Annotated in this window: 26 protein-coding genes; 8 read left to right on the top strand and 18 right to left on the bottom strand. The window is 63.0% G+C overall.

Going from position 1 to position 26,209, the window contains the following annotated elements:
- Positions 1-19 precede the first annotated feature (19 nt).
- The 3 genes from CXK96_RS14840 to CXK96_RS14830 are packed head-to-tail and all read left to right on the top strand — an operon-like array spanning position 20 to position 2,644.
- Positions 20-1,081: a COX15/CtaA family protein gene (locus CXK96_RS14840; RefSeq protein WP_102837207.1), complete on the top strand. Its 1,062-nt coding sequence runs from the start codon at positions 20-22 to the stop codon at positions 1,079-1,081.
- 10 nt (positions 1,082-1,091) lie between these two features.
- Complete coding sequence (cyoE, locus tag CXK96_RS14835) at positions 1,092-1,991, top strand: heme o synthase (protein WP_102837206.1); 900 nt, start codon at positions 1,092-1,094, stop codon at positions 1,989-1,991.
- 20 nt (positions 1,992-2,011) lie between these two features.
- Positions 2,012-2,644 (top strand): SCO family protein, encoded by a 633-nt coding sequence (locus CXK96_RS14830; RefSeq protein ID WP_102837205.1) that lies wholly within the window; start codon positions 2,012-2,014, stop codon positions 2,642-2,644.
- A 133-nt stretch (positions 2,645-2,777) separates the two neighbouring features.
- Here the strand turns inward: CXK96_RS14830 and CXK96_RS14825 are convergent, their stop codons facing one another.
- From CXK96_RS14825 to CXK96_RS14815, 3 genes are read right to left on the bottom strand one after another with little or no spacing between them, the layout of a single operon-like run.
- A complete protein-coding gene (locus CXK96_RS14825; RefSeq protein ID WP_102837204.1) occupies positions 2,778-3,551 on the bottom strand; it encodes a MetQ/NlpA family ABC transporter substrate-binding protein in 774 nt (257 codons plus the stop codon).
- 43 nt (positions 3,552-3,594) lie between these two features.
- Entirely contained in the window at positions 3,595-4,272 is a 678-nt protein-coding gene (locus tag CXK96_RS14820) for a methionine ABC transporter permease (RefSeq protein WP_045422780.1), read from the bottom strand.
- Complete coding sequence (locus CXK96_RS14815) at positions 4,272-5,291, bottom strand: methionine ABC transporter ATP-binding protein (RefSeq protein ID WP_102837203.1); 1,020 nt, start codon at positions 5,289-5,291, stop codon at positions 4,272-4,274. The genes CXK96_RS14820 and CXK96_RS14815 overlap by 1 nt, the downstream gene beginning before the upstream one ends.
- A 259-nt stretch (positions 5,292-5,550) precedes the next feature.
- Between CXK96_RS14815 and katE the strand changes: the two genes are divergently transcribed.
- Positions 5,551-7,695, top strand: coding sequence for a catalase HPII (gene katE, locus CXK96_RS14810; RefSeq protein ID WP_102837202.1), 2,145 nt, complete (start codon positions 5,551-5,553; stop codon positions 7,693-7,695).
- Positions 7,696-7,777: 82 nt separating this feature from the next.
- Here the strand turns inward: katE and CXK96_RS14805 are convergent, their stop codons facing one another.
- Genes CXK96_RS14805 through zur form a run of 4 tightly spaced genes read right to left on the bottom strand, consistent with a single transcriptional unit; the run spans position 7,778 to position 10,311 of the window.
- Positions 7,778-8,269: a M48 family metallopeptidase gene (locus tag CXK96_RS14805; RefSeq protein WP_102837201.1), complete on the bottom strand. Its 492-nt coding sequence runs from the start codon at positions 8,267-8,269 to the stop codon at positions 7,778-7,780.
- A 4-nt stretch (positions 8,270-8,273) separates the two neighbouring features.
- On the bottom strand, positions 8,274-9,059 hold the full coding sequence (gene znuB, locus CXK96_RS14800) for a zinc ABC transporter permease subunit ZnuB (RefSeq protein ID WP_102837200.1): 786 nt from the start codon (positions 9,057-9,059) through the stop codon (positions 8,274-8,276).
- A complete protein-coding gene (znuC, locus tag CXK96_RS14795; protein ID WP_102837199.1) occupies positions 9,059-9,829 on the bottom strand; it encodes a zinc ABC transporter ATP-binding protein ZnuC in 771 nt (256 codons plus the stop codon). The genes znuB and znuC overlap by 1 nt, the downstream gene beginning before the upstream one ends.
- Positions 9,826-10,311: a zinc uptake transcriptional repressor Zur gene (gene zur / locus CXK96_RS14790; RefSeq protein ID WP_102837198.1), complete on the bottom strand. Its 486-nt coding sequence runs from the start codon at positions 10,309-10,311 to the stop codon at positions 9,826-9,828. Before zur ends, znuC begins: the two co-directional genes overlap by 4 nt.
- 65 nt (positions 10,312-10,376) lie before the next feature.
- On the opposite strand from zur, the gene CXK96_RS14785 reads away from it, so the two are divergent.
- The 3 genes from CXK96_RS14785 to CXK96_RS14775 all read left to right on the top strand — a co-directional run bounded on the left by CXK96_RS14785 (position 10,377) and on the right by CXK96_RS14775 (position 14,469).
- Positions 10,377-11,420, top strand: a complete 1,044-nt coding sequence (locus tag CXK96_RS14785; protein WP_102837260.1) for a zinc ABC transporter substrate-binding protein — start codon at positions 10,377-10,379, stop codon at positions 11,418-11,420.
- A gap of 152 nt (positions 11,421-11,572) precedes the next feature.
- A complete protein-coding gene (locus CXK96_RS14780) occupies positions 11,573-13,723 on the top strand; it encodes an adenosylcobalamin-dependent ribonucleoside-diphosphate reductase (RefSeq protein ID WP_102837197.1) in 2,151 nt (716 codons plus the stop codon).
- 50 nt (positions 13,724-13,773) lie between these two features.
- Positions 13,774-14,469 (top strand): NrdJb, encoded by a 696-nt coding sequence (locus CXK96_RS14775; RefSeq protein WP_102837196.1) that lies wholly within the window; start codon positions 13,774-13,776, stop codon positions 14,467-14,469.
- A gap of 54 nt (positions 14,470-14,523) precedes the next feature.
- Here CXK96_RS14775 and ppnN read toward each other — a convergent pair whose 3' ends face one another.
- The 4 genes from ppnN to CXK96_RS14760 form a co-directional block, all read right to left on the bottom strand.
- Positions 14,524-15,897: a nucleotide 5'-monophosphate nucleosidase PpnN gene (gene ppnN / locus CXK96_RS14770; protein ID WP_102837195.1), complete on the bottom strand. Its 1,374-nt coding sequence runs from the start codon at positions 15,895-15,897 to the stop codon at positions 14,524-14,526.
- Positions 15,894-16,184: a hypothetical protein gene (locus CXK96_RS20650; RefSeq protein ID WP_146030705.1), complete on the bottom strand. Its 291-nt coding sequence runs from the start codon at positions 16,182-16,184 to the stop codon at positions 15,894-15,896. The genes ppnN and CXK96_RS20650 overlap by 4 nt, the downstream gene beginning before the upstream one ends.
- Before the next feature lie 124 nt (positions 16,185-16,308).
- On the bottom strand, positions 16,309-17,259 hold the full coding sequence (locus tag CXK96_RS14765) for a homoserine kinase (protein WP_102837194.1): 951 nt from the start codon (positions 17,257-17,259) through the stop codon (positions 16,309-16,311).
- Positions 17,260-17,288: 29 nt separating this feature from the next.
- Positions 17,289-17,570 carry a DUF2782 domain-containing protein gene (locus CXK96_RS14760; RefSeq protein ID WP_102837193.1) on the bottom strand — a complete coding sequence of 94 codons (282 nt, stop codon included), beginning with the start codon at positions 17,568-17,570 and terminating at the stop codon, positions 17,289-17,291.
- 76 nt (positions 17,571-17,646) lie between these two features.
- On the opposite strand from CXK96_RS14760, the gene polA reads away from it, so the two are divergent.
- The gene (gene polA / locus CXK96_RS14755) at positions 17,647-20,391 is read left to right on the top strand and encodes a DNA polymerase I (protein WP_102837192.1); all 2,745 of its coding nucleotides are present in this window, start codon (positions 17,647-17,649) and stop codon (positions 20,389-20,391) included.
- Between the two features lie 510 nt (positions 20,392-20,901).
- Here the strand turns inward: polA and CXK96_RS14750 are convergent.
- From CXK96_RS14750 to CXK96_RS14720, 7 genes are all read right to left on the bottom strand, one after another.
- Complete coding sequence (locus tag CXK96_RS14750; RefSeq protein WP_102837191.1) at positions 20,902-22,821, bottom strand: DUF4105 domain-containing protein; 1,920 nt, start codon at positions 22,819-22,821, stop codon at positions 20,902-20,904.
- 44 nt (positions 22,822-22,865) lie between these two features.
- Positions 22,866-23,186 carry a DUF2388 domain-containing protein gene (locus CXK96_RS14745; RefSeq protein WP_102837190.1) on the bottom strand — a complete coding sequence of 107 codons (321 nt, stop codon included), beginning with the start codon at positions 23,184-23,186 and terminating at the stop codon, positions 22,866-22,868.
- Positions 23,183-23,503 (bottom strand): DUF2388 domain-containing protein, encoded by a 321-nt coding sequence (locus CXK96_RS14740; protein WP_102837189.1) that lies wholly within the window; start codon positions 23,501-23,503, stop codon positions 23,183-23,185. Before CXK96_RS14740 ends, CXK96_RS14745 begins: the two co-directional genes overlap by 4 nt.
- An 86-nt stretch (positions 23,504-23,589) precedes the next feature.
- On the bottom strand, positions 23,590-23,907 hold the full coding sequence (locus tag CXK96_RS14735; RefSeq protein ID WP_102837259.1) for a DUF2388 domain-containing protein: 318 nt from the start codon (positions 23,905-23,907) through the stop codon (positions 23,590-23,592).
- A gap of 108 nt (positions 23,908-24,015) precedes the next feature.
- On the bottom strand, positions 24,016-24,216 hold the full coding sequence (locus CXK96_RS14730; protein WP_102837188.1) for a DUF1127 domain-containing protein: 201 nt from the start codon (positions 24,214-24,216) through the stop codon (positions 24,016-24,018).
- Between the two features lie 223 nt (positions 24,217-24,439).
- Positions 24,440-25,891: an NAD(P)(+) transhydrogenase (Re/Si-specific) subunit beta gene (locus tag CXK96_RS14725; protein ID WP_102837187.1), complete on the bottom strand. Its 1,452-nt coding sequence runs from the start codon at positions 25,889-25,891 to the stop codon at positions 24,440-24,442.
- Positions 25,888-26,208 carry an NAD(P) transhydrogenase subunit alpha gene (locus tag CXK96_RS14720; protein ID WP_102837186.1) on the bottom strand — a complete coding sequence of 107 codons (321 nt, stop codon included), beginning with the start codon at positions 26,206-26,208 and terminating at the stop codon, positions 25,888-25,890. The genes CXK96_RS14725 and CXK96_RS14720 overlap by 4 nt, the downstream gene beginning before the upstream one ends.
- Between the last annotated feature and the right edge of the window lies 1 nt (position 26,209).

Genomic DNA, 26,209 nt, shown 5'->3' with positions numbered 1-26,209 from the left:
GTCGTTCAAGGAGAAGCAGATGGCAAAACCCGGCTACCGCCTCGCCTTTGTCGCCACGCTATTGGCTGTCGTGGTGGTGTTGCTCGGCGCCTATACACGGCTGACTCATGCCGGCCTCGGTTGCCCGGACTGGCCCGGCTGCTACGGCTTTCTTAGCGTACCCATGAGCGAGGACAAGCAGAGCCTCGCGGCGATGCGCTTCCCCGATGCGCCGCTGGAGGTGCACAAGGGCTGGAACGAAATGGTGCATCGCTACTTCGCCGGTGCGCTGGGGCTGGTCATTCTCGGGCTTGCGGTGCAGGCGCTTCGCCGACGCAACGAGCCGGGACAGCCGCTCAAACTTCCCTTGCTGCTGCTCGCGGTCGTCATCGCCCAGGCGGCATTCGGCATGTGGACGGTGACCCTGCAACTCTGGCCGCAGGTGGTCACGGCGCATCTGCTGGGTGGCTTCACCACCTTGAGTCTCCTGTTCCTGCTGACGCTGCGCCTGTCCGGTCGGCGGCCGTTGATTCCGAGCGTGCCGGGCAAGCTCAGAACGTTCGCGCTGATCGGCATGCTCGCAGTGATCGTCCAGGTGGCGCTGGGCGGCTGGGTCAGCAGCAATTACGCGGCGGTGGCCTGCACCGATTTTCCGACCTGCCACGGCCAGTGGTGGCCGCAGATGGATTTCGCCAACGCCTTCAACCTGACCCATCACGACATCGGCCCCAACTACCTCGGCGGCATGCTCTATGGCGAAGCGCGTACTGCCATTCACCTGACTCATCGGCTGGGCGCGCTCACGGTGACGCTGATTCTGCTGGTGCTGGCCTGGCAGCTCTGGCGCAACGGCCTGTCGCTGCTGGCCGCGCTGCTTGTCGCCGCGCTGGCCCTGCAGATCGGGCTGGGCATCAGCAACGTGCTGCTCAATCTCCCGCTGGCGGTTGCAGTCGCTCACAACGGCGGCGGTGCGCTGCTGCTGCTGGTCACCGTGCTGATCAACCATCGCCTGCGTCTACACCCGACGGTTGCCACCGCAGCGGCTCATCAGCCACATCTGAATTCGAACACGACGAGCAGGCTCGACCTGCCTCGCGCATAAGGAGAATCCCATGGCCACTCTCATCAGCGAACGCGGCGCCCAGGCCATCTGGCGCGACTACCTCGAGCTGACAAAGCCCAGGGTGGTGGTCCTGATGCTCATCACTTCATTGGTGGGCATGTTTCTCGCGACACGCTCGGGTGTGCCGTGGACGGTTCTGTTATTCGGCAACCTGGGCATCGCGCTCTGTGCCGGTGGCGCGGCGGCAATCAACCATGTGGTGGACCGGCGCATCGACCTGGAAATGGCGCGCACCCATAAGCGGCCGTTGGCACAAGGCCGAGTCGCGCCGGCCGCCGCGTTGCTGTTCGCCTTAGTGCTCAGTGTTGCCGGGATGGCGCTGCTGCTGACCTTTACCAATGCGCTAGCAGCCTGGCTGACGCTGGCCTCGCTGATCGGTTATGCGGTGATCTATACCGGCTTTCTCAAGCGCGCCACGCCGCAAAACATCGTTATTGGCGGGTTGGCCGGCGCTGCGCCGCCGCTGCTGGGCTGGGTCGCGGTGACTGGTCAGGTGACGGCCGAACCGCTGTTGCTGGTGCTGATCATCTTCGCCTGGACCCCGCCGCACTTCTGGGCTCTGGCGATCCACCGCAAGGATGAGTACGCCAAGGTCAACGTGCCGATGCTGCCGGTGACCCACGGCGAGCACTACACCAAGGTGCATATCCTGCTCTATACCGCGATGTTGCTGGCGGTCAGCGTCATGCCCTTTGCCATCCACATGAGTGGCCCGCTGTACCTCGCTGCCGCCGTGCTGCTGGGCGCACGCTTCCTGTTCTGGACAGTCGTGCTCTATCGCGACAGCCGCCCTCATGCCGCCATCAAAACCTTCAAATTCAGCATCTGGTACTTGTTCGCGCTGTTCATCGCCTTGCTGGTTGATCATTATTTGCCGCTGACCTTTTAAGCCGGCCGACAAGGACCTACATGACACGCATCCAGAAAACCGTATTCATTCTCGTGGCGTTGGTTGCGCTGGTCATCGGCCTGACGGTTTACAAGGCGCTCAACACCGAGCAGCAGCTCGACACCGCCGACCTGCTCGATGCCGGTATCGTCATGCTGCCCCAGGGCCGCGACGTGCCTGACCTGACGCTGACCAATCAGAACGGCGAGCCCGTGTCGATGAAGAGCCTTGAAGGACGCTGGAATCTACTGTTCTTCGGCTACACCTTCTGCCCGGATATCTGCCCGGCCACCCTGGCTGAACTGCGTCAGCTGCGCGGCCAGCTACCGGAAGCGGCACGACAGCGGATGCAACCGATTCTGGTCAGCGTCGATCCCGAGCGTGATACGCCCGCGCAATTGAAAAAGTACCTGGAGTATTTCGGAGCCGAGTTCATCGGCCTGACCGGCTCGCTGGACGACATTCAGACCTTGGCCAACGCTGCCGGCGTACCCTTCATTCCGGCTGATACTTCGAAGGACAATTACACGGTCGACCACGGAGGCAACCTCGCCCTGATCGGCCCCGACGGCCGCCTGCGCGGCTTCGTCCGCGCGCCGCTGCGTACCGAAAAGTTGGCCGAGCAGCTGCCGGCAGTGCTGGCGCTGGAGTAACCATCCACCGCGGCTCAGCTGCGGCTAAGCGTTGCCCCAATGTGCTGCTAACAGAAACAACAAGGCCCGCACGTGGCGGGCCTGTCACAAGTGCAACGGGGCGACGCTGTACGCCGCTCTTCTTCCGTCGCGCTTAGAACGCCGGTACGACGGCGCCCTTGTACTTCTCATTGATGAACTGCTTCACCTCTTCGCTGTGCAGCGCTTCGATCAGCTTCTGCATGGCGGCGCTGTCCTTGTTGTCCGGGCGGGCCACCAGGATGTTTACGTACGGCGAGTCGTTGCCTTCGATGAACAGGGCGTCTTCGGTGGGGTTGAGCTTGGCTTCGAGGGCGTAGTTGGTGTTGATCAGCGCCAGGTCGACCTGGGTCAGCACGCGCGGAAGAGTCGCGGCTTCCAGCTCACGAATCTTGATGTTCTTCGGGTTCTCGGCAATGTCCTTTGGCGTGGCAGTGATCCCGGCGCCGTCCTTCAGCGTGATCACGCCGGCCTTCTGCAGCAGCAGCAGCGCACGGCCGCCGTTGGTGGCGTCGTTGGGGATCACGACGGTCGCGCCTTTGGGCAGCTCGTCCAGCGACTTGTGCTTGCTCGAGTAAGCGCCGAGGGGCTCGATGTGTACGCCAGCCACACTGACCAGTTCGGTGCCCTTGCCCTTGTTGAACTCATCCAGGTACGGCTGGTGCTGGAAGAAGTTGGCGTCCAGGCGCTTCTCGGACACCTGGATGTTCGGCTGCACGTAGTCGGTGAAGACTTTCACGTTCAGGTCTACGCCCTGTTCGGTCAGCTGAGGTTTGACGAATTCGAGGATTTCCGCGTGTGGAACGGCCGTAGCGGCGACGTTCAGTTCGTCGGCGGCTTGGGCGGAGAAGGCCGCGACAGCGGCAAAGGCAGCAAGCAGTTTTTTCATGGAGGGTTCCTTGTGGGTTCCAGTATCGGTGCCGGTTAGGCAGTTATTTTCTTGAAAAATGCGTTACCAACTTGTCGCCGACGCTCTGCAGTACCTGAACCAGGACCAGCAGCAGTACCACGGTGACCACCATGACGTCGGTCTGGAAACGTTGATAGCCGAAGCGGATAGCCAGATCGCCGAGCCCGCCCGCACCTACCACGCCAGCCATGGCGGTGTAGGACACCAGGGTGATGGCGGTGACGGTCACGGCGGCAATGATGCCCGGACGAGCCTCCGGCAACAGGGCGTTGAAGATGATCTGCCGGGTGGTGGCGCCCATGGCCTGGGTGGCCTCGATGATGCCCCGATCGACCTCGCGCAGCGCGGTTTCCACCAGTCGCGCAAAGAACGGCGCCGCGCCCACCACCAGCGGCGGGATCGCCCCGGCCACCCCCAGCGAGGTGCCGGTAACCAGCACCGTAAAGGGGATCATCACGATCAGCAGAATGATGAACGGCAACGAGCGCAGCACGTTCACCACAAAGGACAGAAAGCCGTACAGCGGGCCGTTCTCGAACAGTTGGCGCGGGCCGGTGAGAAACAGCAGCACGCCCAGCGGCAGGCCGAGGATGATGGTGAACAGCAGCGATCCGCCGAGCATCAGCAAGGTGTCCAGGGTCGCCAGCCAGATCTCGTACCAGTCGACATTCCCCAATAAAGAGCTGAACAAGGCGTCCATCAGCGCAGTACCTCCACGTGAACGTCAGCGGCATCCAGCTGGGCCAGGGCCGCGGCCATGTCGCCGCCCACCAGGGCCAGGGTCAGCTGGCCGTAGGGCGTGTTCTTGATACGGTCGATGCGCCCCGAGAGGATGCTGAAATCCACACCGGTTTCCCGTGCGACCGTGCCGAGCAGCGGTTTGTAGGTGGCATCACCCTGAAAGGTCAGGCGCAGTATGCGGCCGGGCACATGGGCGAAATCGTCGTGCTGCTCACCTTCGTCGACCGCTTCGTCTTCAAGCACGAAGCGTTGGGTGGTGGGGTGCTTCGGGTGCAGGAATACGTCCGTCACCGGGCCCTGCTCGACGATGGCGCCGCCGTCCATCACCGCGACGCGGTCGCACACGCGGCGAATCACGTCCATCTCGTGGGTGATCAACACGATGGTCAGCTTCAGCTCGGCATTGATCTCGGCGAGCAACTGAAGCACCGAGGCGGTGGTCTGCGGATCGAGGGCACTGGTGGCTTCGTCGCAGAGCAGGATGTCCGGTTCTGTCGCCAGCGCGCGGGCAATACCAACGCGCTGCTTCTGCCCGCCCGACAACTGCGCCGGATATTTGCGCGCCTGGTCTTTCAGCCCGACGCGTTCGAGCAGGGCGGCTACGCGGCTGTCGATCTCGCTGCGGGAATGGTTGCCGGCCAGCCGCAGTGGCATGGCAACGTTGTCGGCGACGGTCTTGGACATCAGCAGATTGAAATGCTGGAAGATCATCCCGACCCGCTGACGGAAACGGCGTAGGCCATTGGCGTCGAGTGCGGTGACGTCTTCTCCGTTGACCAGGATGCGCCCACCAGACGGCTCTTCCAGACGGTTGATCAGGCGCAGCAGGGTGCTCTTGCCGGCGCCGGAGTGGCCGATCAGGCCGAACACTTCACCAGCACCGATGGTCAGTTCGGTCGGCTTGAGCGCAGGCACTTCACGAGCGGTGCCCCGGCCGGCCACCCGATAGGTTTTGTGGACTTGCTGAAATTCGATCACGGGCGAACCTTGTGGGTGCGGTCGTATGTGCCTGGGTAGTGGCGAAAGGCGTGCATTCTACGCGTTTGCGGCACCTGGGCGTAGGGAACTGCTGCGATTGAGGTAGGCCATCGGTGCGATAGCGGGAGCTAATCGACGTAAGGCGCAACCTTGAGAGGCTTTATAGGGTCACTAACCGGTATGCCGTGAATTGATGCATCCGGCCCAGATCGGCCAGGTCCCTTCGCGGTTAGGCACATACGCTCAACCGAGGCCCAAGATGACGGACAACAAAGATCCAAAACACAGCGAAGTTGCCGGTACCGACACCGTCGACCGCAAGAACCACAACGCCAAGCTCGATCAGCTCGAGGGCGCACGCAGCGACGCCACCGGTGAAGCGTTGACCACCAACCAGGGCGTGAAAATCGCTGATAACCAGAACACTTTGAGTGCCGGTGAACGCGGCCCCTCGCTGCTCGAAGACTTCATCATGCGCGAGAAGCTCACGCACTTCGACCACGAGCGCATTCCCGAGCGCATCGTGCACGCCCGTGGTTCGGCTGCCCATGGCGTGTTCGTCAGCTACGACGACCACAGCGCCCTGACCAAGGCGTCTTTTCTCGCGAGCAAGGGCAAGGAGACGCCGGTATTCACGCGTTTCTCCACCGTACAGGGCTCTCGCGGCTCGGCTGATACCGTGCGCGATGTGCGCGGTTTCGCCACCAAGTTCTACACCGACGAAGGCATTTTCGACCTGGTTGGCAACAACATGCCGGTGTTCTTTATTCAGGACGCCATCAAGTTTCCCGACTTTGTCCACGCGGTGAAGCCCGAGCCGCACAACGAAATCCCACAGGGGCAGTCGGCGCATGACAGCTTCTGGGATTTCGTCTCGCTGACGCCGGAGTCGGCGCACATGGTCATCTGGGCCATGTCCGACCGCGGCATCCCGCGCAGCCTGCGCGCCATGGAAGGCTTCGGCGTGCACACCTTCCGCCTGGTCAATGCCGAGGGCACCAGCCGCTTCGTCAAATTCCACTGGAAGCCCGTCGCCGGTGCCTTCTCGCTGGTCTGGGATGAGACGCTGAAGCTGGCCGGCAAGGACCCGGACTTCAACCGCCGTGACATGTGGGAGTCCATCGAAATGGGCGACTACTTCGAGTGGGAACTGGGCGTGCAGGTGGTTGAAGAGGCCGATGAGCACAAGTTCGACTTCGACCTGCTCGACCCGACCAAGATCATCCCCGAAGAGTTGGTGCCGGTGCAGAAGCTCGGCAAGATGACCCTCAACCGCAACCCCGACAACTTCTTTGCCGAGACCGAGCAGGCCGCCTTCCATATCGGCCATATCGTCCCGGGCATCGATTTCAGCAACGATCCGTTGCTGCAGGGCCGGCTGTTCTCTTACACCGATACTCAGCTGCTGCGCCTGGGCGGGCCGAACTTCCACGAGATTCCGATCAACCGCTCCATTGCACCGGTGCACAACAACCAGCGTGATGCCTTCCACCGTCAGACGATCAACAAGGGCCGCGCCAACTACGAGCCCAACTCGGTCGACAGCGGCTGGCCGAAAGAAACCCCGCCAGCTGCCAGCGGTGGCGGCTTCGAGAGCTATCCAGAGCGCATGGAAGGTCACAAGGTACGGGCGCGCAGCCCATCGTTCGGTGATCACTTCTCCCAGGCCACGCTGTTCTGGAACAGCATGAGCGCGCCAGAGAAGGAGCACATCATCGGTGCCTACAGCTTCGAACTGGGCAAGGTTGAGCGCGTCTTCATCCGTGAGCGTCAGGTCAACGAGATCCTCGCCAATATCGACCTGGAACTGGCGCGCCGGGTGGCCGAGAACATCGGCGTAACGCCGCCGACGGCACCGACAATGTCCCTGAAGCAGCCGACACCGGCCAGTTCGCCCGCGCTGAGCCTGATGAATCACCTGTCCGGCAACATCAAGTCGCGCAAGGTGGCGATCCTCATTGCCAATGGCGTCGACGGTGATGCCATCGAGGCGTTCAAGCAGAAGCTGGCTGACGAAGGCGCAATGGCCAAGTTGATCGGTCCGTCACCGGCACCGGTCAAGGCGGCCGATGGCAAGATGCTCACGCCTGACGCGGCGATGGACGGCATGCCTTCGATTGCCTTCGACGCGGTGTTCGTGCCGGGTGGCGCGCAGAGCGTGCAGGCCATGGCCAAGAACGGCGTGGCCAAGCATTACCTGCTCGAAGCCTACAAGCACCTCAAGCCAATTGCCGTACTGGGCGAGGCGCGGCAGCTGCTCACGGCGCTGAATCTGCCGGAAGATGCCGGTCTGGTCACCGGTGACTCCGGCGATGTCGCGACGGTGTTCTCGGCCTTTGCTCAGGCGCTCTCGCAGCACCGTGTCTGGGCGCGCGAGGCGGCTGCGGAGCAAGTGCCAGCCTGATCGCAATAGCGTGAAAACAAGGCGGCTCGGTTGATCCCGGGCCGCCTTTTTTGCGTCTGGACGATGGGTGTCGGCCGTGCTGTCAGCTCAGCTCACGCCAGTGCAGGTAGCAACGCAGGTCGAACTCGGTCTGCGCGTAACCCGGCATCATGTGCTCGCAGAGTTTGTAGAAGGCGCGGTTGTGATCACTCTCGCGCAGGTGCGCCAGCTCGTGCACGACGATCATCTGGAGGAATTCCGGTGCCGCTTCCTTGAACAGCGCGGCGACGCGGATTTCCTTTTTGGCCTTGAGCTTGCCGCCTTGCACCCGCGACACCGCGGTGTGCAGACCGAGGGCGCGGTGGGTCAGGTCGAGGCGATTGTCGTAGAGCACCTTGTCGATGTTCGGCGCGCTTTTCAGATGGTTCTGGCGCAGCTGCTGCACATAGCCGTACAGCGCCTTGTCGCTTTGTACCTGGTGGCGTTGCGGGTAGCGACGCTCGAGGTAGTCACCCAAGCGTCCTTCGGCGATCAGCTGGCGGATCTGTTGCTGCAGCGACTCGGGGTAGCCGCTCAGGTATTTCAGAGGCGTCATCCAATCAGGTCCTGCGCCGCCAGGCAAAGCTGAGCAGGAACAGCGCTGCGGCCGACACCACGATGGATGGGCCGGCGGGGGTGTCCTCGTACCAGGACAATGACAAGCCCATGCACACGGCGAGCAGCCCGATCAGGCTGGCACCCAGGGCCATCTGTTCCGGCGTGCGGGCATGGCGCTGAGCCGCCGCGGCCGGGATGATCAGCAGCGAAGTGATCAGCAGCACCCCGACAATCTTCATCGCCACGGCAATCACCATCGCAATCAACAGCATCAGGGCCAGGCGGATCGCCGCCACCGGCAGGCCTTCGACCTTGGCCAGCTCCTCGTGCACCGTCACCGCCAGCAGGGGCCGCCACAGCGGGATGAGCGCCAGCAGCACCAGCGCGCTGCCGCCGACAATCCAGGCCAGGTCGGTGGGGCTGACCGCCAGCAGATCGCCGAACAGATAGCCCATCAGGTCGATGCGAACATCCTGCATAAAGCTCAGCGACACCAGTCCGAGCGACAGCGTGCTATGGGCGAGGATGCCCAGCAGCGTGTCGGAGGCCAGTGGCTGGCGCTGTTGCAGGGTCACCAGCAGCACCGCCAGCAGCACGCAGCAGACGATGACCGCCAGGGTCAGGTTGACCTCCAGCATCAAGCCCAGCGCTACGCCAAGCAGCGCGGAATGCGACAGGGTGTCACCGAAATAGGCCATGCGCCGCCAGACCACGAACGAGCCAAGCGGGCCGGCGACCAGCGCCAGCGCGAGGCCGGCGAGCAGTGCGTTGAGAAGAAAGTCAGGCATCAGTGCTTGCAGTTCGGGCCGTGAATATGGGGTTTGGCGGCAACCACGCTGCCGTGCAGGTCGTGGCTGTGGTCGTGCTGATGGTGATAGACGGCCAGGCTGCGCGCGTCCTGGCCGAACAGTTCGACGAACGCCGGGTCAGCGCTGACCTGTTCCGGGTGACCGGAGCAGCAGACGTGGCGATTCAGGCAGACCACCTGATCGGTGGCGCTCATTACCAGATGCAGGTCATGGGAGACCATCAGTACGCCGCAACCGTAGCGCTCGCGCAGCCGCCCGATCAGTCGGTAGAGCTCGGCCTGGCCGGCCACATCGACACCTTGCACCGGCTCGTCCAGCACCAGCAGCTCCGGCTCACGCAACAAGGCGCGGGCCAGCAGCACCCGTTGCATCTCGCCGCCGGAAACCGACTGCAGCGGACTGTCGATAACGTGCTCGGCGCCCACTTCCTTGAGTGCCGCCAGGGCCGCGGCGCGGTCGACACCCGGCACCAGGCGCAGGAAGCGCAGCACCGACAGCGGCAGGGTCGGGTCGACGTTCAGCTTCTGCGGCATGTAGCCGACGCGCAGTTTGGGTTTGCGCCAGACCGTGCCGCTGTCCGGTTTGAGCAGGCCGAGCACCGCACGCACCAGGGTGGTCTTGCCGGCGCCGTTAGGGCCGATCAGGGTCACGATCTCGCCACGATGGACCTGCAGCTGAGCGCCTTCGAGCACCGCCTGGTTGGCGAAGCGGACATGAATATCGTCCAGGCGGATCAGCGCTTCGTTCATGCCGCGTTCCTGCAGGATGCGCAGAGGCCGACCACTTCGACCGTCTGGCCTTCGACCTGGAAGCCGACGCTGCGCGCGGCCTGGTCGATGGCCTCGCTGATGGCAGCTTGTTCGAGCTCAATGGCGGTGTGGCAGTTGCGGCAGATCAGAAACTGGCCCTGGTGCGGGTGTTCGGGGTGATTGCAGCCGATGAACGCGTTGAGCGAAGCGATGCGGTGCACCAGCCCGTTTTCGAGCAGAAAATCCAGCGCGCGGTATACCGTGGGCGGCGCGGCGCGGCGGCCGTCCTGCGCCGTCAGCTCGGCAAGGATGTCGTAGGCGCCGAGCGGCTTGTGGCTTTGCCACACCAGCTCCAGCACGCGCTTGCGCAGAGCAGTCAGGCGCACGCCCGAGCGCTCGCACAGGAGGTCGGCTTCGGCCAGTGCATGGCTGACGCAGTGGTGGTGATCGTGGGGCGTGCAGGCCAGCGGAGACTTGGGCATGAGCGAAGACGATGTGGCTGAGAGACGTTATTATGTTACCCATTCAGTTCAATCGAGTGTTGCCCGTGTTTCGTCTTTTTTCGATACCGCTTCTAGTGACCGCCAGTCTTTTCAGCAGCGCCCAGGCCCATGCTGAAATCGAGGTGCTGACCAGCATCAAGCCGCTGCAGCTGATCGCTGCTGCCGTTCAGGACGGCGTTGGCAAGCCCGCCGTTCTGCTGCCGCCGGGTGCCTCGCCTCACCATTACGCTATGCGCCCGTCCGACGTACGGCAGCTTCGCAGCGCCGACCTGTTCTACTGGATCGGCCCGGACATGGAGGGCTTTCTCGCGCCGGTGCTGGAGGGCCGCAAGCGGCCGAGCGTGGCGATACAGTCGCTGCCCGGACTGACCCTGCGCCATTTCGGCGAGGCAGCCAGCGAGCACGACCATGATCACGATGCCCACGACGAGCATGCACATGATGCGCACGACGATGAGCACGCCGAGCATTCAGAACAGGCCCATGATGAGCATGACGACCACGCTCATGAAGCCACTCACGCTCAGGCCGCTGACCACGACGAACACGACCACGCCCATCGTCCCGGCAGCCTGGACGCGCACCTCTGGTTGTTGCCTGCCAACGCGGTAACCATCGCCGAAGGCATGGCGCAGGACATGGCAGAGGCTGATCCGGCCAACGCCGAGCGCTACCGAGCCAACCTGTCCGCATTCAAGCAGCGGCTGGATGCGCTCGATAAGCGGCTCAGCCAGCGCCTGAGCGAAACCCGAAGCAAGCCGTTCTTCGTCTTTCACGAGGCCTTCGATTATTTCGAAGCCGCTTATGGGCTCAAACACGCTGGCGTATTCAGTGCCGGCGGCGAAGCCCAGCCAGGCGCGCGGCATGTGGCTGCCATGCGTGAGCGCTTGGAGCAGGCCGGTCCGAGCTGCGTGTTCTACGAGCCTCCGGTTCGTCCGCGCCTGGCGGATAGCCTGATCCGTGGATTGCCAGTGACGGTCACCGAGCTGGACGCGCTGGGTTATGGCATCGACGCCTCAGCGGGCGGCTACGAGCAGTTGATCGAGGATCTCGGCAGCTCGCTGGCGGAATGTCTGGAATCGCTCTGACCCTCAGCTCGCAGCGTCCAAAGGCCTCGCGCCGGCGGGCGCCTTTGCGGGTCGTCCGTCGGCCGACTTGATGCGCGTCATAGTGCTTCTGGCGCCCGTGGCTATGCTTCGTGCTTTGGTTTCCACTCCATCGACACGAGGATGCGCAGCGCATGGCGAAGACGGACGGGCCCATCGCGGCAGAGACGAAAACCACCCCTGAAATAGCCCTACAGGTGGCATCCGAAGACATCTGGGCGCAGAAATATCGGCTAACCCGCAAAGATGGCAGCGCCGTCGACGATAGCGTGGATGACACCTGGCAGCGGGTCGCGCGGGCACTCGCTGATGTCGAACATGCGGAAACCCGCGAGCTCTGGTATCAGCAATTTCTCTGGGCGCTGCGCAATGGCGCCATCCCCGCCGGGCGGATCATCTCCAACGCTGGCGCGCAGGACTACAAACCGGCCACCTCGACGATCAACTGCACCGTTTCCGGCACCATTGCCGACTCCATGGACGACATTCTCGGCAAGGTCCATGAAGCAGGCCTGACGCTCAAGGCCGGCTGCGGCATCGGTTACGAATTCAGCACCTTGCGCCCGCGCGGCTCCTTTGTGTCCGGCGCTGGCGCGCATACCAGCGGCCCGCTGTCGTTCATGGATATCTTCGACAAGATGTGCTTTACCGTCAGCTCTGCCGGCGGGCGCCGGGGTGCGCAAATGGGCACCTTTGATGTCGGTCATCCGGACGTGCGCGAATTCATCCGCGCCAAACGCGAAGACGGCCGCCTGCGGCAATTCAACCTCAGCTTGCTGATCACCGACGAATTCATGCAGGCGGTAGAAGCCGACGCGGATTGGCCGTTGATCTTTCCGCTGCACCTGAAGGAAGAAGCCGAACTGGATCTGGCCGACGCCGAACAGGTGCTGTGGCGCGAATGGCCGAGCCATGACGGCTACATCGTGCGCGACGACGGACTGGTGGCCTGCAAGATCTACGGGCGGGTCAAGGCGCAACATCTGTGGGACATGATCATGGTCTCCACCTACGATTACGCCGAGCCGGGCTTCATTCTTATCGACCGGGTCAACCAGCTGAACAACAACTGGTGGTGCGAAGCGATTCGCGCGACCAATCCCTGCGGCGAGCAACCGCTGCCGCCCTATGGCTCCTGCCTGCTGGGCTCGATCAACCTCACCCATTTCGTCATCGACCCTTTCGGCGCCGACGCGCGCTTCGACTGGGACAAATACCGTGAAGTGGTACGCGTGTTCACCCGCATGCTGGACAACGTGGTGGAGATCAACGGTCTGCCGCTGGCGCAGCAGCGTCACGAAATCGAGAGCAAGCGCCGCCACGGCATGGGTTTCCTCGGGCTCGGCTCGGCACTGACCTTGCTCAAGCTGCGCTATGGCAGCGCCGAAGCCTGCGTGTTCACCGAAGAGGTTGCGCGGGAGATGGCGCTGGTTGGCTGGGAAGTGGCGTTGGATCTGTCCAAGGAAAAGGGGCCGGCGCCGCTGCTCGCGGAAACTTTTGAAGTGACCGCTGAAATGCTGCGCAAGCGCCCGGAAATGGCCAAGGACGGTTACCAGATCGGCGACCAGGTGCCGGGGCGCGTGCTGCACGCCAAATACTCCCGTTACATGCAGAAGCTCGCCGAATACGCGCCGGAGCTGATCGAGGCACTGGCCGAGCAGGGCGCGCGCTTCACCCACCACAGCTCCATCGCGCCCACCGGCACCATCAGCCTGAGTCTGGCCAACAACGCCTCAAACGGTATCGAGCCGAGCTTCGCGCATCATTACTCGCGCAACCTGATCCGCGCTGGGCGCAAGGCCAAGGAAAAGATCGAGGTGTTCAGCTACGAACTGCTGGCCTATCGCACGTTGATCAATTCGCGCGCTAAACCCGGCTCGACCGAGCCGGGCGAGCAGCTGCCGGAGTATTTCATCACCGCCGACGACGTCACCCCGACGCAGCACGTGGACATCCAGGCCGCGGCGCAAAAGTGGGTCGACTCGTCGATATCCAAGACCGCCAACGTACCCACCGACTATCCGTTCGAGGCCTTCAAGGACATCTACCGCTACGCCTGGCGCCAGGGCCTCAAGGGCTGCACCACCTTCCGCTTCAATCCGGCGGCGTTCCAGGGCGTGCTGGTCAAGGAGGCCGATCTGGAAAAAACCCTGTACCGCTTCATTCTCGAAGACGGCAGCGTGGTCGAGCTGAAAGGCAACGAAGAGGTCGAATATGACGGGGAAGTCAATTCCGCCGCCAACCTGTTCGACGCCCTCAAAGAAGGCTACTACGGCAAATATTGAGCCCCGACTGATAGCCGGGCGGCACCTGTCGTCCGGATGGAGAACCCGCAATGACCGTAAAGATCACTCAGCGCATCAAGGGCTTCAAGGTCGTCGACGAGACCCTCGAGCGGCCTGCCGTCACCGCTGACCAACCCACCGCCAAGGCCAACGTGGTGGAGATGGATGAGAGCCTGCAGCGCCCGGAAACCCTGGTCGGCATGACCTACAAGATCAAGTCACCGCTGTTCGAACATGCGCTCTACGTCACCGTCAACGACGTCGTGCTCAATGCCGGCACGCCCCATGAGCAGCGCCGGCCGTTCGAGATTTTCATCAATTCGAAAAACATGGACCACTTCCAGTGGATCGTCGCGCTCACCCGAATCATGTCCGCAGTGTTCCGCAAGGGTGGTGACTGCACCTTTCTCGTCGAGGAGCTGAAAGCGGTGTTCGATCCGCGTGGCGGCTACCTGAAGAAGGGCGGCGTCTATATGCCGTCCATCGTGGCGGAGATCGGCGGGGTGCTGGAGCGCCACCTGATCCATATCGGCATGCTCGAAGGGCATGCGCTGGACGAAACCCAGCTCAAGTATCTGGCGGAAAAGCGCGCCGCTTACGAGGCCAGCCAGGGTGCGGTCACGGTGGAGCCGGGCGAAGGATTTCCAGCCGGCGCGCAGCTGTGCAGCAAGTGCAACACCCAGGCGGTGGTGCAGATGGATGGCTGCGCCACCTGCCTGAATTGCGGCAATTCAAAGTGCGGCTAAGCCGCTAGGATCGAGCCGGCAGGCGGGGCGCGCCCATCGGCTCAATCCATCTCATCAGGTTACGACGCGGTAGCAGGGCTCGTACGGCCGGCCGCCGGGCAGTTTCATCCGATGCTGTTCGACGAACGCCTGCAACAGGGCGTCCAGCGGCTTCATGATCGACTGGTCGCCGTGTATCTCGTAGCGGCCGAACTGCTCGATACGGCGAATGCCCTTGTCCTTGACGTTGCCCGCCACGATCCCGGAGAACGCTCGGCGCAGGTTCGCTGCCAGCAGGTGGGGCGGCACGTCGCGCGTCAGCTGCAGGCTGGCCATGTTCTCGTGGGTCGGATCGAAGGGGTGCTGGAAGCCATCCTCGATCTTCAGCAGCCAGTTGAAATGGAAGGCATCGTTGCGCTCACGACGGAACTGTTTGACGGCTTTCAGCCCCTCGGACATCTGCCGGGCCACCTCGGTTGGGTTGTCGATGATGATCTGGTACAGCCCCTGGGCTTTCTCCCCGAGCGTTGCACCGACGAATTCGCGAATCTGCTCAAGATAGGGCGCAGCGCTTTCGGGGCCGGTGAGAATGACCGGGAACGGCACGTCGCGGTTGTCCGGGTGCAGCAGGATGCCCAGCAGGTAGAGGAATTCCTCTGCCGTACCGACCCCGCCGGGGAAAATGATGATGCCGTGGCCGACACGGACGAAGGCTTCCAGGCGCTTTTCGATATCCGGCAGGATCACCAGCTCGTTGACGATCGGGTTCGGTGCCTCGGCGGCGATGATGCCCGGCTCGGTCAGGCCCAGATACCGGCCGCCGACGATGCGCTGCTTGGCATGGGCGATGGTTGCGCCCTTCATCGGGCCCTTCATCACGCCAGGGCCGCAGCCGGTGCAGATGTTCAGGTTGCGCAGGCCCAGCTCGTGGCCGACACGCTTGCTGTACTTGTATTCCTCGGTGCTGATCGAGTGCCCGCCCCAGCACACCACCATGTTGGGCTCGACGCCAGGACGCAGGGTGCGGGCGTTGCGCAACAGGTGGAAGACGTAATCGGTGATGCCCTGGGAACTGGTCAGGTCGATGCGCGGGCTGCCCAGCTCGCTTTCGGTATAGACGATGTCGCGCAGCGCGCTGAAGAGCATTTCGCGGGTGCTGGCGATCATCTCGCCGTCGACGAAGGCATCGGCCGGTGCGTTGAGCAATTCCAGGCGTACGCCGCGATCCTGCTGATGAATGCGAACTTCGAAGTCGTCGTAGGCCTCGAGGATGGTCTTGGCGTTATCGATGCGCGTGCCGGTATTGAGGATCGCCAGGGCGCACTGGCGGAACAGCGTGTAAGTGCTGCCACAACCGGCTTCGCTCAGTTGCTGGACTTCTCGTTGGGACAGTGTCTCCAGGCTACCTTTCGGGCTAACCGAGGCATTGATTACATAGCGTGAGGTCATGCTTGTTTTCCCTGAAAGCAATGCGGCCTGGCCGGGACGGGCAGGTGCATCAGGATGTTGAGCGCCGCGGCCTGGGGCAGCGACATATCGAAAGGGCCGTCCGAACGGGCATTGCGCGACTGGGCAGGGATGCTACCGGGCGCAGCGGCTAAACCCGTCGTTGTACGCTGCTTGCTGGGGCTGACGCTATCAATGCAGGCGCAACGGTGCGGATGGACGGGCAGTACTTGACGTTCAAACGGTGAAAACGTTCCTGAAAGCCGCTCCTGGGGCGTGGCTCTGCTCATGCGTACATCCCGTACGGTCGTAGGTGTCAGGCGTTTTGACAGCGAGCATGGCTGTTTGATTGCACACGGAGCAAATGGTTTTTCCGCCACGGGCACCGCCGCGGCCTTCAGGTTGCAGCGGGCGTCAAAAGGCAAACGGCAGGGCGCTGTGGCATCGCTGGCGAACTTGCAGCAGCCGACCGAATTCGTCCGGATCCTTGATCAGAACCGATTGCCCCGCGAACCGCTGGGCGGCGATCAGGCGCGACAGCCAGAACCGCACGCAGGCCACGCGCAGCATCGGTCGCCACAGTTCGGCCTCGGCCGGGGTGAAGCGGCGCAGGCTGGAGTAGGCGGCAAGCAGCGCCTGGCTGCGCTCCTCGTCGAGTTCGCCGTTGGGGTGCGAGCACCAGTCGTTCACGGCGATCGCAAGATCGTAGAGCATCGGCCCCGAGCAGGCGTTGTAGAAGTCGATCACGCCGGTCAGGTGGTTACCATCGAAGAGCACGTTGTCACGAAACAGGTCGGCATGCAGGTTGGCCCGCGGCAGGGCCAGAATCTTTGGCTTCAGCTCGGCGATTTCTGCCAGGCCGTCGCGCAGCAGCGGCAGCTGATCCTCACCGAGAGACAGTGCCAGGCTCGGGCCTTCCTGCTGCATCCAGTCCAGGCCGCGGTCGCTGCGGCGTTCCAGTATCTGCTCGCGGGTGGCCAGATGCAGCCGCGCCAGCAGCCGGCCGACCTCCGCGCAGTGGTGCGGATTGGGTGCGGTGATGTGCTTGCCCGACAGCCTGGGCTGCAGCAGCGCCGGCTTCTCGGCCAGTGAACGCAAGGCGTCGCCGCGATCCGTACGCAGCGCATAGGGCACCGGCAGACCGGCGCGATGCAGCACGTCGAGCAGTTCGATGAAGAACGGCAGGTCCTGGCTCGGGCCGCGTTCGATCAGCGTCAGAACGTACTCGCCCCGCTCCAGGCTGACGAAGAAGTTGCTGTTCTCGCTGCCGGCGGCGATGCCCTCGAAGTCACGCAGGCGCCCCAGCCCGTAAGGCGCCAGAAAGGCTTCGAGTTCTTCGCGTTGCAGGGGCGTGAAAACCGACATGAATGACTTCCGTTAGTGTCTAGGCTGGGTTACCAGCTGAAGATTTCCCAGGCCGGGATCAGCATGTCCGGGCGGTCGGCGCGGATGAAGTTGCTGTCGCCATCGGCACGGACCAAGAAGTACGGCTTGCCGGTCTTGGGCGTGATCTTCACCGCATAGAGGAAGCCGTTGACGCGATACTCCTCGACCGTACGGTCGCCGTCCTGGCGAATCGTGACGTCAGGCTCGCCATCGACCGATTCCTGGGCGAAACCGCTCAGCGGCATCATTGCCAGCAGCCCGGCCAGCAGCAAAGGTTTGAATGTGCGCATGATAACCTTGTCCCTTTGTCGTCAAGTGGTCCTGTGCATTCTAGCTGCGGACCCGTCGAAAAGGTTGATCCTGCTCATGAGCCAAGCGCCCCTCGTTCTGGTGGACGGTTCGTCCTACCTCTACCGCGCCTTCCACGCCCTGCCTCCGCTGACCACCTCTACCGGCAAGCCCACCGGCGCCGTGAAGGGCGTGCTGAACATGCTGTTGTCGTTGCGTCGGCAGTATCCGGACAGCCCCTTCGCGGTGGTTTTCGACGCCAAGGGCCCGACCTTCCGAGACACGCTGTTCGCTGAATACAAGTCCCATCGTCCACCGATGCCCGACGACCTGCGTGGCCAGGTCGAGCCGCTGCATGCCAGTGTGCGTGCGCTGGGTATGCCACTGCTGTGCGTTGAAGGCGTCGAGGCGGACGACGTGATTGGAACACTGGCGCGACAGTGTGCCGCGCTCAAGCGCGACGTGGTCATCTCCACTGGCGACAAGGACATGGCCCAGCTGGTCTGCCCGCACGTCACCCTGGTCAACACCATGACCGGTAGCGTCTATGACATCGAAGGCGTGAAGAACAAGTTCGGCGTCGGCCCGGAGCTGATCATCGACTTCCTCGCGTTGATGGGCGACAAGGTCGACAACATCCCCGGTGTGCCTGGGGTTGGCGAGAAGACCGCGTGCGGCCTGCTCAATGGCATCGAAGGCGGCATCAAGGGCCTCTACGACAATCTCGACAAGGTCTCTGGCCTGCCGATCCGCGGCGCCAAGTCGCTGGCCGCCAAGCTTGAAGAACATCGCGACGCGGCGTTCATGTCCTATGAGCTGGCCACGATCAAGATCGACGTACCGCTGGATGTTCAGGTCGGCGATCTGATGCCGGGCGAGCCGCACCGCGAGGCACTAATTGCGCTGTACCGCGAGCTGGAGTTCAAGAACTGGCTCGACGATTTACTACGTGAGGCCAAGGCCGCCGGTGAAGACTGCAAGGTGCAGCCCGAGAGCTGCTCGATCCAGGCCGAAGCTGAATACAGCACCCTTTTCGATAAGGCCGAATTCGACGCCTGGCTCGCACGGCTGAAGGCTGCGGATTGCTTCGCTTTCGACACCGAAACCACCAGTATCGATGCACAGAAGGCGCAGTTGGTCGGCGTCTCCTTCGCCATTGAAGCAGGCCAGGCCGCCTACGTGCCGCTCGGCCACAGCTACATGGGCGTGCCGCAGCAGCTTGATCGTGACACGGTGCTGGCCGCGCTCAAGCCGCTGCTCGAAGACCCGGGCAAGCGCAAGATCTGCCAGCACGGCAAGTACGACATGAACGTGCTGATGCATTACGGCATCGAGATGCGCGGCATGACCTTCGACACCATGCTCGAATCTTATGTGCTCGACGCCACGGCCACGCGCCATGACATGGACAGCCTGGCCCTCAAGTACCTCGGCCGCGGCACCATCCGTTTCGAAGACATCGCCGGCAAGGGCGCCAAACAGCTGACCTTTGATCAGATTGCCGTCGAGCAGGCTGGTCCCTATGCTGCCGAAGACGCCGATGTCACTCTGCGCCTGCATCAGACCCTGATGAACAAGCTGGAGGCCACGCCTTCGCTGCTCAAGGTCCTGAACGAGATCGAGATGCCACTGGTGCCGGTGCTGGCGCGCATCGAGCGCAACGGCGCGCTGGTCGACGCCAACCTGCTCGGACTGCAGAGCGTCGAGCTGGGCAACAAACTGGTCGAGCTGGAGCGTGAGGCGTTCGACATAGCGGGTGAAGAGTTCAACCTCGGCTCGCCCAAGCAGCTCTGCGCGATTCTCTATGACAAGCTCGGCTGCCCGGTGCTGTCGAAGACCGCAGGCGGTCAGCCGTCTACCGCCGAAAGCGTGCTGGCCGAGCTGGCTGAAAAGGATTACCCCCTGCCGAAGGTGATCATGCAGCACCGCAGCTTGAGCAAGCTCAAGGGCACCTACACCGACAAGCTGCCGCAGCAGATCAATCCGCGCACCGGCCGCATCCACACCAGCTACCACCAGGCCGTGACGGCCACCGGGCGGTTGTCATCGTCCGACCCGAACCTGCAGAACATTCCGATCCGCACGGCCGAAGGCCGACGTATCCGGCAGGCCTTTATCGCGGCGCCGGGCTACAAGCTGCTGGCAGCCGACTACTCGCAGATCGAACTGCGCATCATGGCGCACCTGGCCCAGGATGCCGGCCTCTTGCACGCGTTCCAGAATGACCTGGACGTGCACCGCGCCACGGCGGCGGAAGTGTTTGGCGTCGAACTGGATCAGGTCACCAACGATCAACGCCGAAGCGCCAAGGCGATCAACTTCGGACTGATCTACGGCATGAGCGCTTTCGGCCTGGCCAAGCAGATCGACGTCGGTCGCGGCGAGGCGCAGGCCTACATCGACCGCTACTTCGCTCGCTATCCCGGCGTGCTCGCTTACATGGAGCGCACCCGCACGCAAGCGGCGGAGCAGGGTTTCGTGGAAACGCTGTTCGGCCGTCGGTTGTACCTGCCGGAGATCAATTCGAAGAACGGCGCCATGCGCAAAGGCGCCGAGCGCACCGCCATCAACGCACCGATGCAGGGCACCGCGGCGGACATCATCAAACGCGCCATGATCGCCGTGGATAACTGGCTGCAGGAGAGCGGATTGGATGCGCGTGTGATCCTGCAGGTCCACGATGAACTGGTGCTGGAAGTTCGTGAGGATCTGCTCGAACAGGTGCGCGCGCAGATCCTTCCGTTGATGAGCGGGGCCGCTGAGCTGGATGTGCCGCTGCTGGTCGAAGCCGGGGTGGGCAACAACTGGGACGAAGCGCACTAAGAACAGGCACCAGCGGGCTGCGCTGAAGACTGTCTCAGCGGGGCGCCGCTGCATCAGTAGCTGAAGGGCGTTCGCGCTGCACGTTATGGGTGCAGGCGAAAACGTTTGACGAAACTGTCGTTGGGCTAAATGCCCCGTCTTAGAGCGGCTACGCTCCGTTATGGAAATATTTTCCGTTCGGCATTGAACTCATGGATAGAAAGCTCGGTCATAGGCTACGAAGGGTGTAAAAGCCCTTCGATGCTCCTTGTTGTGTTAAGTGTTGGCAGATCTCTGGATACGCCTCTGGCGTTCCGGATTTAAACCTCGAACTTCCCCCTCCCCCAACGAAGTTCGAGGTTTTTTTTCGCCTTGAGAAAAGTGCCGGTACGCTGCGGGCGGTTGCTCCAACGCTCACGGCTCCAGGCGCGCCCAATGGTCATGTCGCCCTGCCGCACTGCTCTTATACGGGTTAGTGGCACCCAGTTCTTGCTCGCGATCATGGGCGTTGCGCGTCGCCAGAGAGTTGTGTCAAGGCAACTGCAGTCCGCCTCCGGCCCTGTGCAGCTCGCGAAGATGTTGGCCAATCTGCGCCAGGTTGGCTTCGACGCCCTCAAGCTCCAGCCGCCGCTCTTCGCCGAGTAACAGCCGCACCTCGGCGTTCAGCGCATCGGTGAGCTGGTTGAGGCGAGCCTGACGTTGGCTGCTCTCCGATTCCAAGCGATGCCATTCGCTGGCCTGCGGCAAACCATAACCGCTGCCGTCGAGCAATTGCGCAGGCTGGCTCAGATAACCGCTGTTAGCGAGAATGCCCTGCAGGGTCTCGTCCGCCTTATTCAGCGTCTGGTCGCCCTGTTGGCGGCCGCTCAGGTAGCGGTTTTTCAACTCTTCCTGCGCAAGTAGCAGGTGCCGGCGCAAGGCGGCCTGCTCCACCAACAGCAGCGCCGCGCTGGCGCGCAGGTCGGCCTGCTCGATCCAGGGGCGTCGAGCTTCAGCGCTTAGTTCCAGCCAGGCTTGCACATCGGTTTGCGGCAGACCCAGGCGTTCGCGAAGCACGGCGAACATGGCCTGGTAACGATCACGGTAGGAATCGAAGCGATACCCCAGGCGCAATGCCTCATGTGGGTCATCGAGCACGCTGGCGTCGGCCAGGCCGCGATTGATCAGGATTTCCAGAAGCCCGCTGGGCAGGATGCTGTCGAGGGCGGCGAGTTCGGGGCGGGCGGTACCGCTGCGCAGCAGCTTGAGGGTTTCGACCGCGCAGTTATTCGACAGGAAGTAATAGTCGCCGTCGTAGCTCCAGTGCATTTCGGCGCTGCGTATCACCAGGTTTTCGATCTCCTCGCGCTGCAGCTTCAGGGGAATTGAGGCGAGGCTGCGCAGTTCGACCTTGGTGTACTCATCAATCACCTGGCCCAGCGGCAGGACGAACAGGCGAGAAGGATAGACGCCAGTGAGTCCGTCCCAGCTCGACAGCTGTACATCGCCGACGAATGCGCGAAAAGACAGCACCAGGTGATGGTCCAGATCCAGGCGGCAGTCCGGCCCGCGCGGGCGGCCTGGCGCGCAGATCACCAGGCGCAGCATGCTGTGGCCCCAGCGGCTGACCCATGCGTCGTTGGCCTCGGCGAACAGATAGTCAACGGCGTAGACGCGCTCGGGGTCGAGCTCGATCAGCGGGGTGCGCGCGAAGTCATGCCCGGCGTTGAGGATCGGCAAGGCGCTTTTGCAGGCTTCGACCCCGGCTGGCTGCCAGCCGAAATGCTGGCTGAAATAGTGATGCAGCAAAGGGCGACGGCAGGCGTAGCGGGGGTCGAGGAGAAAGTACTCCAGGTTCACCGCTACGAATTCCAGCGGGCTGCTCAGCTCGTAGGCATCGGGGCTGCGTGCCTGCTGGGCATTGTCTTGTTCGCGTGCGCCGCGCTGGCCAACGCGTTGTGGCCAGCCGGCCAGATCGAGCAGGCGCGGGTCGTCGCTGAGGGTGAAGCGGCGCTCGGTCTGCCCGCGGCAGCTGTCCGGCAAGCCGACCAGGCCGAGACTGCTGGCGCGCTGTCCACAGAAAGCCTGCTGTCGATGGATTTCCGGCGACCAGAGCTGGGCGCGGTCATAGAGATGAGCCACTTCGTGAATAAGCGTCGCCAGCATTTCCTGACGCACCGTGCCGTGCGGCCGCTCGGTGCGTTGAGCGGCTGCGCTGCCATCGGTGAGTGTCGGCAGCAGGCGCCGGTTGAGCAGCAGCAGGTTGCCTCCGGCGCTGCCATAGACATCGTGGGTCAGTCCGTCATGCCAGCGGACGCGGACATCTCGGTCGAGACGCTCGAGCATTCGCGGCGGCAACGCGGCCAGCGCTTCGTCCAGCAATTGCTGACTGGCGGCGCGTTCGGCCGGTTGCAGCTCGGCACTATCAAGCGCTAGGCGCAGCTCGGCCTGGCACAGATTAGCGAAAGGCATGACAAGGGTGAGCGCAACGCCCAGCCACCGGGCCCGAGATGATTTCACTGAGCGAGGATGGCTTCGGCCAAGGCGAGGTCACTGGCCTGCTGGGCTGCCGGGAAGGCATCACGTAAGCGACCGAGGGCTGCTTCCAGTCGCGCGCCGCGTATTTCACCGCCGCTGGCAACAAAGCCGGCCGCCTCGTCGCGGGCTTCGCCGACAACTTTCATGTCGCTGATGCGGCTGGTCACGTCGGAGGTGAAGTTGATGCTGCGGTCCAAGGCGTTGACGACGATATTGCTGGTAGCCACCAGCGTCTGCGCCTGAACACCGCCGGCGAAAAGGGCCAGGGCGAAAGATGCGGCGATCAGCTTGAAGTTCATGATCTGTCTCGGGGGAGCGGGGTCGATGGTTGGACGAGAATTGCCTCGGCCAGTTCAAGGTCACCGGCCAGTAGCTGCGGTTGCCGCTCGCGCAGCCAGCGCAGTGCAGCGTCCAGGCGAGCGCCTCGGATCTGTCCTTGAGTCGCAACGAACCCGGCCGCATCGTCGCGAGCGTCGAGTATCAGCTTGTTGTCGAAAGGGGCGCTGGTCACCTGGCTGGCAACGTAACTGGAGGCGACGGTGCCAGCGAGGGTGGTGTCGAAGGCCTGGGCGCCACCGCAGAAGCAGCAGGCAAGTGCTAGGTAGAGCGAACGCATGCAAATCCTGGAGCCAGAGAAACAGCCGCCAAGGCTAGCGAAACGCCAGCCCCAGGACCAGCGCTGCGCTTAATCGGTCGTGCGTATCAGAGCGCCAGAATCGCCCCGGCCAGTTGCAGATCGCTGGCGTGCAGGGTTGGGGCCTGGGTGCGGATGTGTTTCAGCGCCGCTTCCAGGTGAGCGCCGCGCGCCTCGCCATTGCTGGCGACGAAACGCGCCGCGTCGTCTTTGGCGTCGAGCACCAGCTTGTCGTCGCCCAGGTTCGAGGTGATATCGGAGGTGCCTTCGACGGTGTTGACCAGCGAGGCGCCGATGGCATCGATGGTGCCGGTGATGCTTCCGGCTGACGCGGTGCCCGCGACCAGGCAGGCAGCGGTGGCAACTGACAACAGATACTTGTTCATGGTGTTCTCCAGGCTAGACGCGATTTTGCCGCAGATAGCCGCTATGACCTTCGGATCGTGCATGCCGTTCAGCTTACGGCTCGCCTTCATCATCTGGAAAGCGCCATGTCAGCGCCAGAACGGCCTGTCCAGCTCTTCCATCCGCTCACTCTGGCTGATGCCAATGTCGGCCAGCTGACGCTCATCGAGCGCAGCCAGTTGCCGGCGGGTTCGTACGCGTCGTTGCCACAGGCGAAGGTGTTGCAATACTCGTTGCAACGGTGGCAGGCCGGTTGCAGCTGTGCGCCGCCAAGTCAGTATGCGCTCCATGAGCCGCTCCTTCCCGCAATCAACGGGGATGGGTTATGGGCAGATAGAGTCGCGTGCCGGGCTGTTGCGTAACAGTCACAGGAGCTCTGAATTGTGTCGGTTCAGTTGTGCGGACCGATCAACTGTACCGGTGCGTCAGGCGCCTAAGTGTTTGGCTGATGATTGTAAAAAACAAAACCCCTCGCGGCAGCGCCGGGAGGGGTTCTGGTGTTGCGGCTGTCGCTTATTCCACGGCCTTGACCATGTCCTCGACAACCTTCTTGGCATCGCCGAAGACCATCATGGTCTTGTCCATGTAGAACAGCTCGTTATCGAGGCCCGCATAACCGCTGGCCATGGAGCGCTTGTTGACGATGACCGTCTTGGCTTTGTACGCCTCGAGGATCGGCATGCCGGCGATGGGCGACTTGGGATCGTTCTTCGCCGCCGGGTTGACCACGTCGTTGGCGCCGAGCACCAGCACCACGTCGGCCTGACCGAACTCGGAGTTGATGTCGTCCATCTCGAACACCATCTCGTACGGCACTTCGGCTTCGGCCAGCAGCACGTTCATGTGCCCGGGCATACGGCCGGCGACAGGGTGGATTGCATACTTCACGGTCACGCCCATGTGCGTCAGCTTCTCGGCCAGCTCCATCAGCGCGTGCTGTGCCCGGGCCACCGCCAGGCCGTAGCCGGGAACGATGATCACGGTATCGGCGTTCGATAGCAGGAAGGCGGCGTCATCGCTGGAGCCGGATTTGACCGGACGCTGTTCCTTGCTGCCCGTCGCCGGGCCGGCATCCGCGTCGCCACCGAAGCCGCCGAGAATGACGTTGAAGAACGAGCGGTTCATCGCCTTGCACATGATGTAGGAGAGGATCGCGCCGCTCGAACCCACCAGCGAACCGGCGATGATCAGCATCGAGTTATTCAGCGAGAAGCCGATGCCGGCCGCCGCCCAGCCCGAGTAGCTGTTGAGCATCGAGACCACCACCGGCATGTCGGCGCCGCCGATGGGGATGATGATCAGCACGCCAATCACGAAGGCCAGTGCCACCAGAATCATGAACGCGGTGAAGTTGCCGCTGAAGGTGTAGATCAGCCCCAGCACCAGGATCGCCACGCCAACGGCGAGGTTGATCTTGTGCTGGTTGGGGAACGACACCGGCGCGCCCTGGAACAGGCGGAACTTGTACTTGCCCGACAGCTTGCCAAAGGCAATCACCGAGCCGGAGAAGGTGATGGCGCCGATGGCTGCACCGAGGAACAGCTCCAGGCGGTTACCGGCCGGAATCGGGTAGCCGATGGCCTGGACGATGCCTAGCGACTGCGGCTCGAGCACGGCGGCGATGGCAATGAACACCGCGGCCAGGCCGATCATGCTGTGCATGAAGGCGACCAGCTCGGGCATCTTGGTCATCTCGACGCGCTTGGCCATCAGCGTACCGATGGTGCCGCCGATCAGCAGACCGAGGACGATGAAGCCCAGACCGCTCCAGGGGCTGGCGCTCTCGACCAGTTGGCCGCCGAGCTTGAAGACCAGGAACACCGTGGTGACCACGGCGATACCCATGCCGATCATGCCGAACAGGTTGCCGCGGCGCGAAGTGGTGGGGTGCGACAGGCCTTTCAATGCCTGGATGAAACTCACCGAAGCGACGAGGTAGAGCAGGGTGATCAGATTCATGCTCATGGCTTGACCTCCGCCTTGGCGCCAGCGCGCTCCTTCTTCTTGAACATTTCCAGCATGCGGCGAGTGACGAGGAAGCCACCGAAGACGTTGACCGCGGCCAGGGTCACCGCCAGGGTTCCCATCAGTTTGCCCATCGGGGTGACAGTCAGGGCGGCAGCGAGCATGGCGCCGACGATGACGATCGCCGAGATGGCGTTGGTGACTGCCATCAGCGGCGTGTGCAGCGCGGGGGTGACGTTCCAGACCACGTGGTAGCCGACGTAGATCGCCAGCACAAAGATGATCAGGTTGTAGATGCCATCAGATATCAGGTCCATT

It is taken from the genome of Stutzerimonas stutzeri (assembly GCF_002890895.1).
In the GTDB taxonomy this organism is placed as follows: Bacteria; Pseudomonadota; Gammaproteobacteria; order Pseudomonadales; family Pseudomonadaceae; genus Stutzerimonas; species Stutzerimonas stutzeri_AB.
The sequence above is the reverse complement of the archived record's forward strand: the minus strand, read 5'-3'. Positions and strand labels throughout refer to the sequence as shown.

Bases quoted from the DNA above. Each gene is read 5' to 3' on its own strand.
- cyoE (WP_102837206.1), top strand. From the start codon at position 1,092: ATGGCCACTCTCATCAGCGAACGCGGCGCCCAGGCCATCTGGCGCGAC.
- CXK96_RS14775 (WP_102837196.1), top strand. From the start codon at position 13,774: ATGACCGTAAAGATCACTCAGCGCATCAAGGGCTTCAAGGTCGTCGAC.
- CXK96_RS14825 (WP_102837204.1), bottom strand. From the start codon at position 3,551: ATGAAAAAACTGCTTGCTGCCTTTGCCGCTGTCGCGGCCTTCTCCGCC.
- CXK96_RS14740 (WP_102837189.1), bottom strand. From the start codon at position 23,503: ATGCGTTCGCTCTACCTAGCACTTGCCTGCTGCTTCTGCGGTGGCGCC.
- CXK96_RS14780 (WP_102837197.1), top strand. From the start codon at position 11,573: ATGGCGAAGACGGACGGGCCCATCGCGGCAGAGACGAAAACCACCCCT.
- zur (WP_102837198.1), bottom strand. From the start codon at position 10,311: ATGCCCAAGTCTCCGCTGGCCTGCACGCCCCACGATCACCACCACTGC.
- CXK96_RS14805 (WP_102837201.1), bottom strand. From the start codon at position 8,269: ATGACGCCTCTGAAATACCTGAGCGGCTACCCCGAGTCGCTGCAGCAA.
- ppnN (WP_102837195.1), bottom strand. From the start codon at position 15,897: ATGACCTCACGCTATGTAATCAATGCCTCGGTTAGCCCGAAAGGTAGC.
- CXK96_RS14730 (WP_102837188.1), bottom strand. From the start codon at position 24,216: ATGGAGCGCATACTGACTTGGCGGCGCACAGCTGCAACCGGCCTGCCA.
- polA (WP_102837192.1), top strand. From the start codon at position 17,647: ATGAGCCAAGCGCCCCTCGTTCTGGTGGACGGTTCGTCCTACCTCTAC.
- CXK96_RS14735 (WP_102837259.1), bottom strand. From the start codon at position 23,907: ATGAACAAGTATCTGTTGTCAGTTGCCACCGCTGCCTGCCTGGTCGCG.
- znuC (WP_102837199.1), bottom strand. From the start codon at position 9,829: ATGAACGAAGCGCTGATCCGCCTGGACGATATTCATGTCCGCTTCGCC.
- CXK96_RS14830 (WP_102837205.1), top strand. From the start codon at position 2,012: ATGACACGCATCCAGAAAACCGTATTCATTCTCGTGGCGTTGGTTGCG.
- znuB (WP_102837200.1), bottom strand. From the start codon at position 9,059: ATGCCTGACTTTCTTCTCAACGCACTGCTCGCCGGCCTCGCGCTGGCG.
- CXK96_RS14760 (WP_102837193.1), bottom strand. From the start codon at position 17,570: ATGCGCACATTCAAACCTTTGCTGCTGGCCGGGCTGCTGGCAATGATG.
- CXK96_RS14765 (WP_102837194.1), bottom strand. From the start codon at position 17,259: ATGTCGGTTTTCACGCCCCTGCAACGCGAAGAACTCGAAGCCTTTCTG.
- CXK96_RS14720 (WP_102837186.1), bottom strand. From the start codon at position 26,208: ATGGACCTGATATCTGATGGCATCTACAACCTGATCATCTTTGTGCTG.
- CXK96_RS14840 (WP_102837207.1), top strand. From the start codon at position 20: ATGGCAAAACCCGGCTACCGCCTCGCCTTTGTCGCCACGCTATTGGCT.
- CXK96_RS14725 (WP_102837187.1), bottom strand. From the start codon at position 25,891: ATGAGCATGAATCTGATCACCCTGCTCTACCTCGTCGCTTCGGTGAGT.
- katE (WP_102837202.1), top strand. From the start codon at position 5,551: ATGACGGACAACAAAGATCCAAAACACAGCGAAGTTGCCGGTACCGAC.
- CXK96_RS14745 (WP_102837190.1), bottom strand. From the start codon at position 23,186: ATGAACTTCAAGCTGATCGCCGCATCTTTCGCCCTGGCCCTTTTCGCC.
- CXK96_RS14750 (WP_102837191.1), bottom strand. From the start codon at position 22,821: ATGCCTTTCGCTAATCTGTGCCAGGCCGAGCTGCGCCTAGCGCTTGAT.
- CXK96_RS20650 (WP_146030705.1), bottom strand. From the start codon at position 16,184: ATGAGCAGAGCCACGCCCCAGGAGCGGCTTTCAGGAACGTTTTCACCG.
- CXK96_RS14820 (WP_045422780.1), bottom strand. From the start codon at position 4,272: ATGGACGCCTTGTTCAGCTCTTTATTGGGGAATGTCGACTGGTACGAG.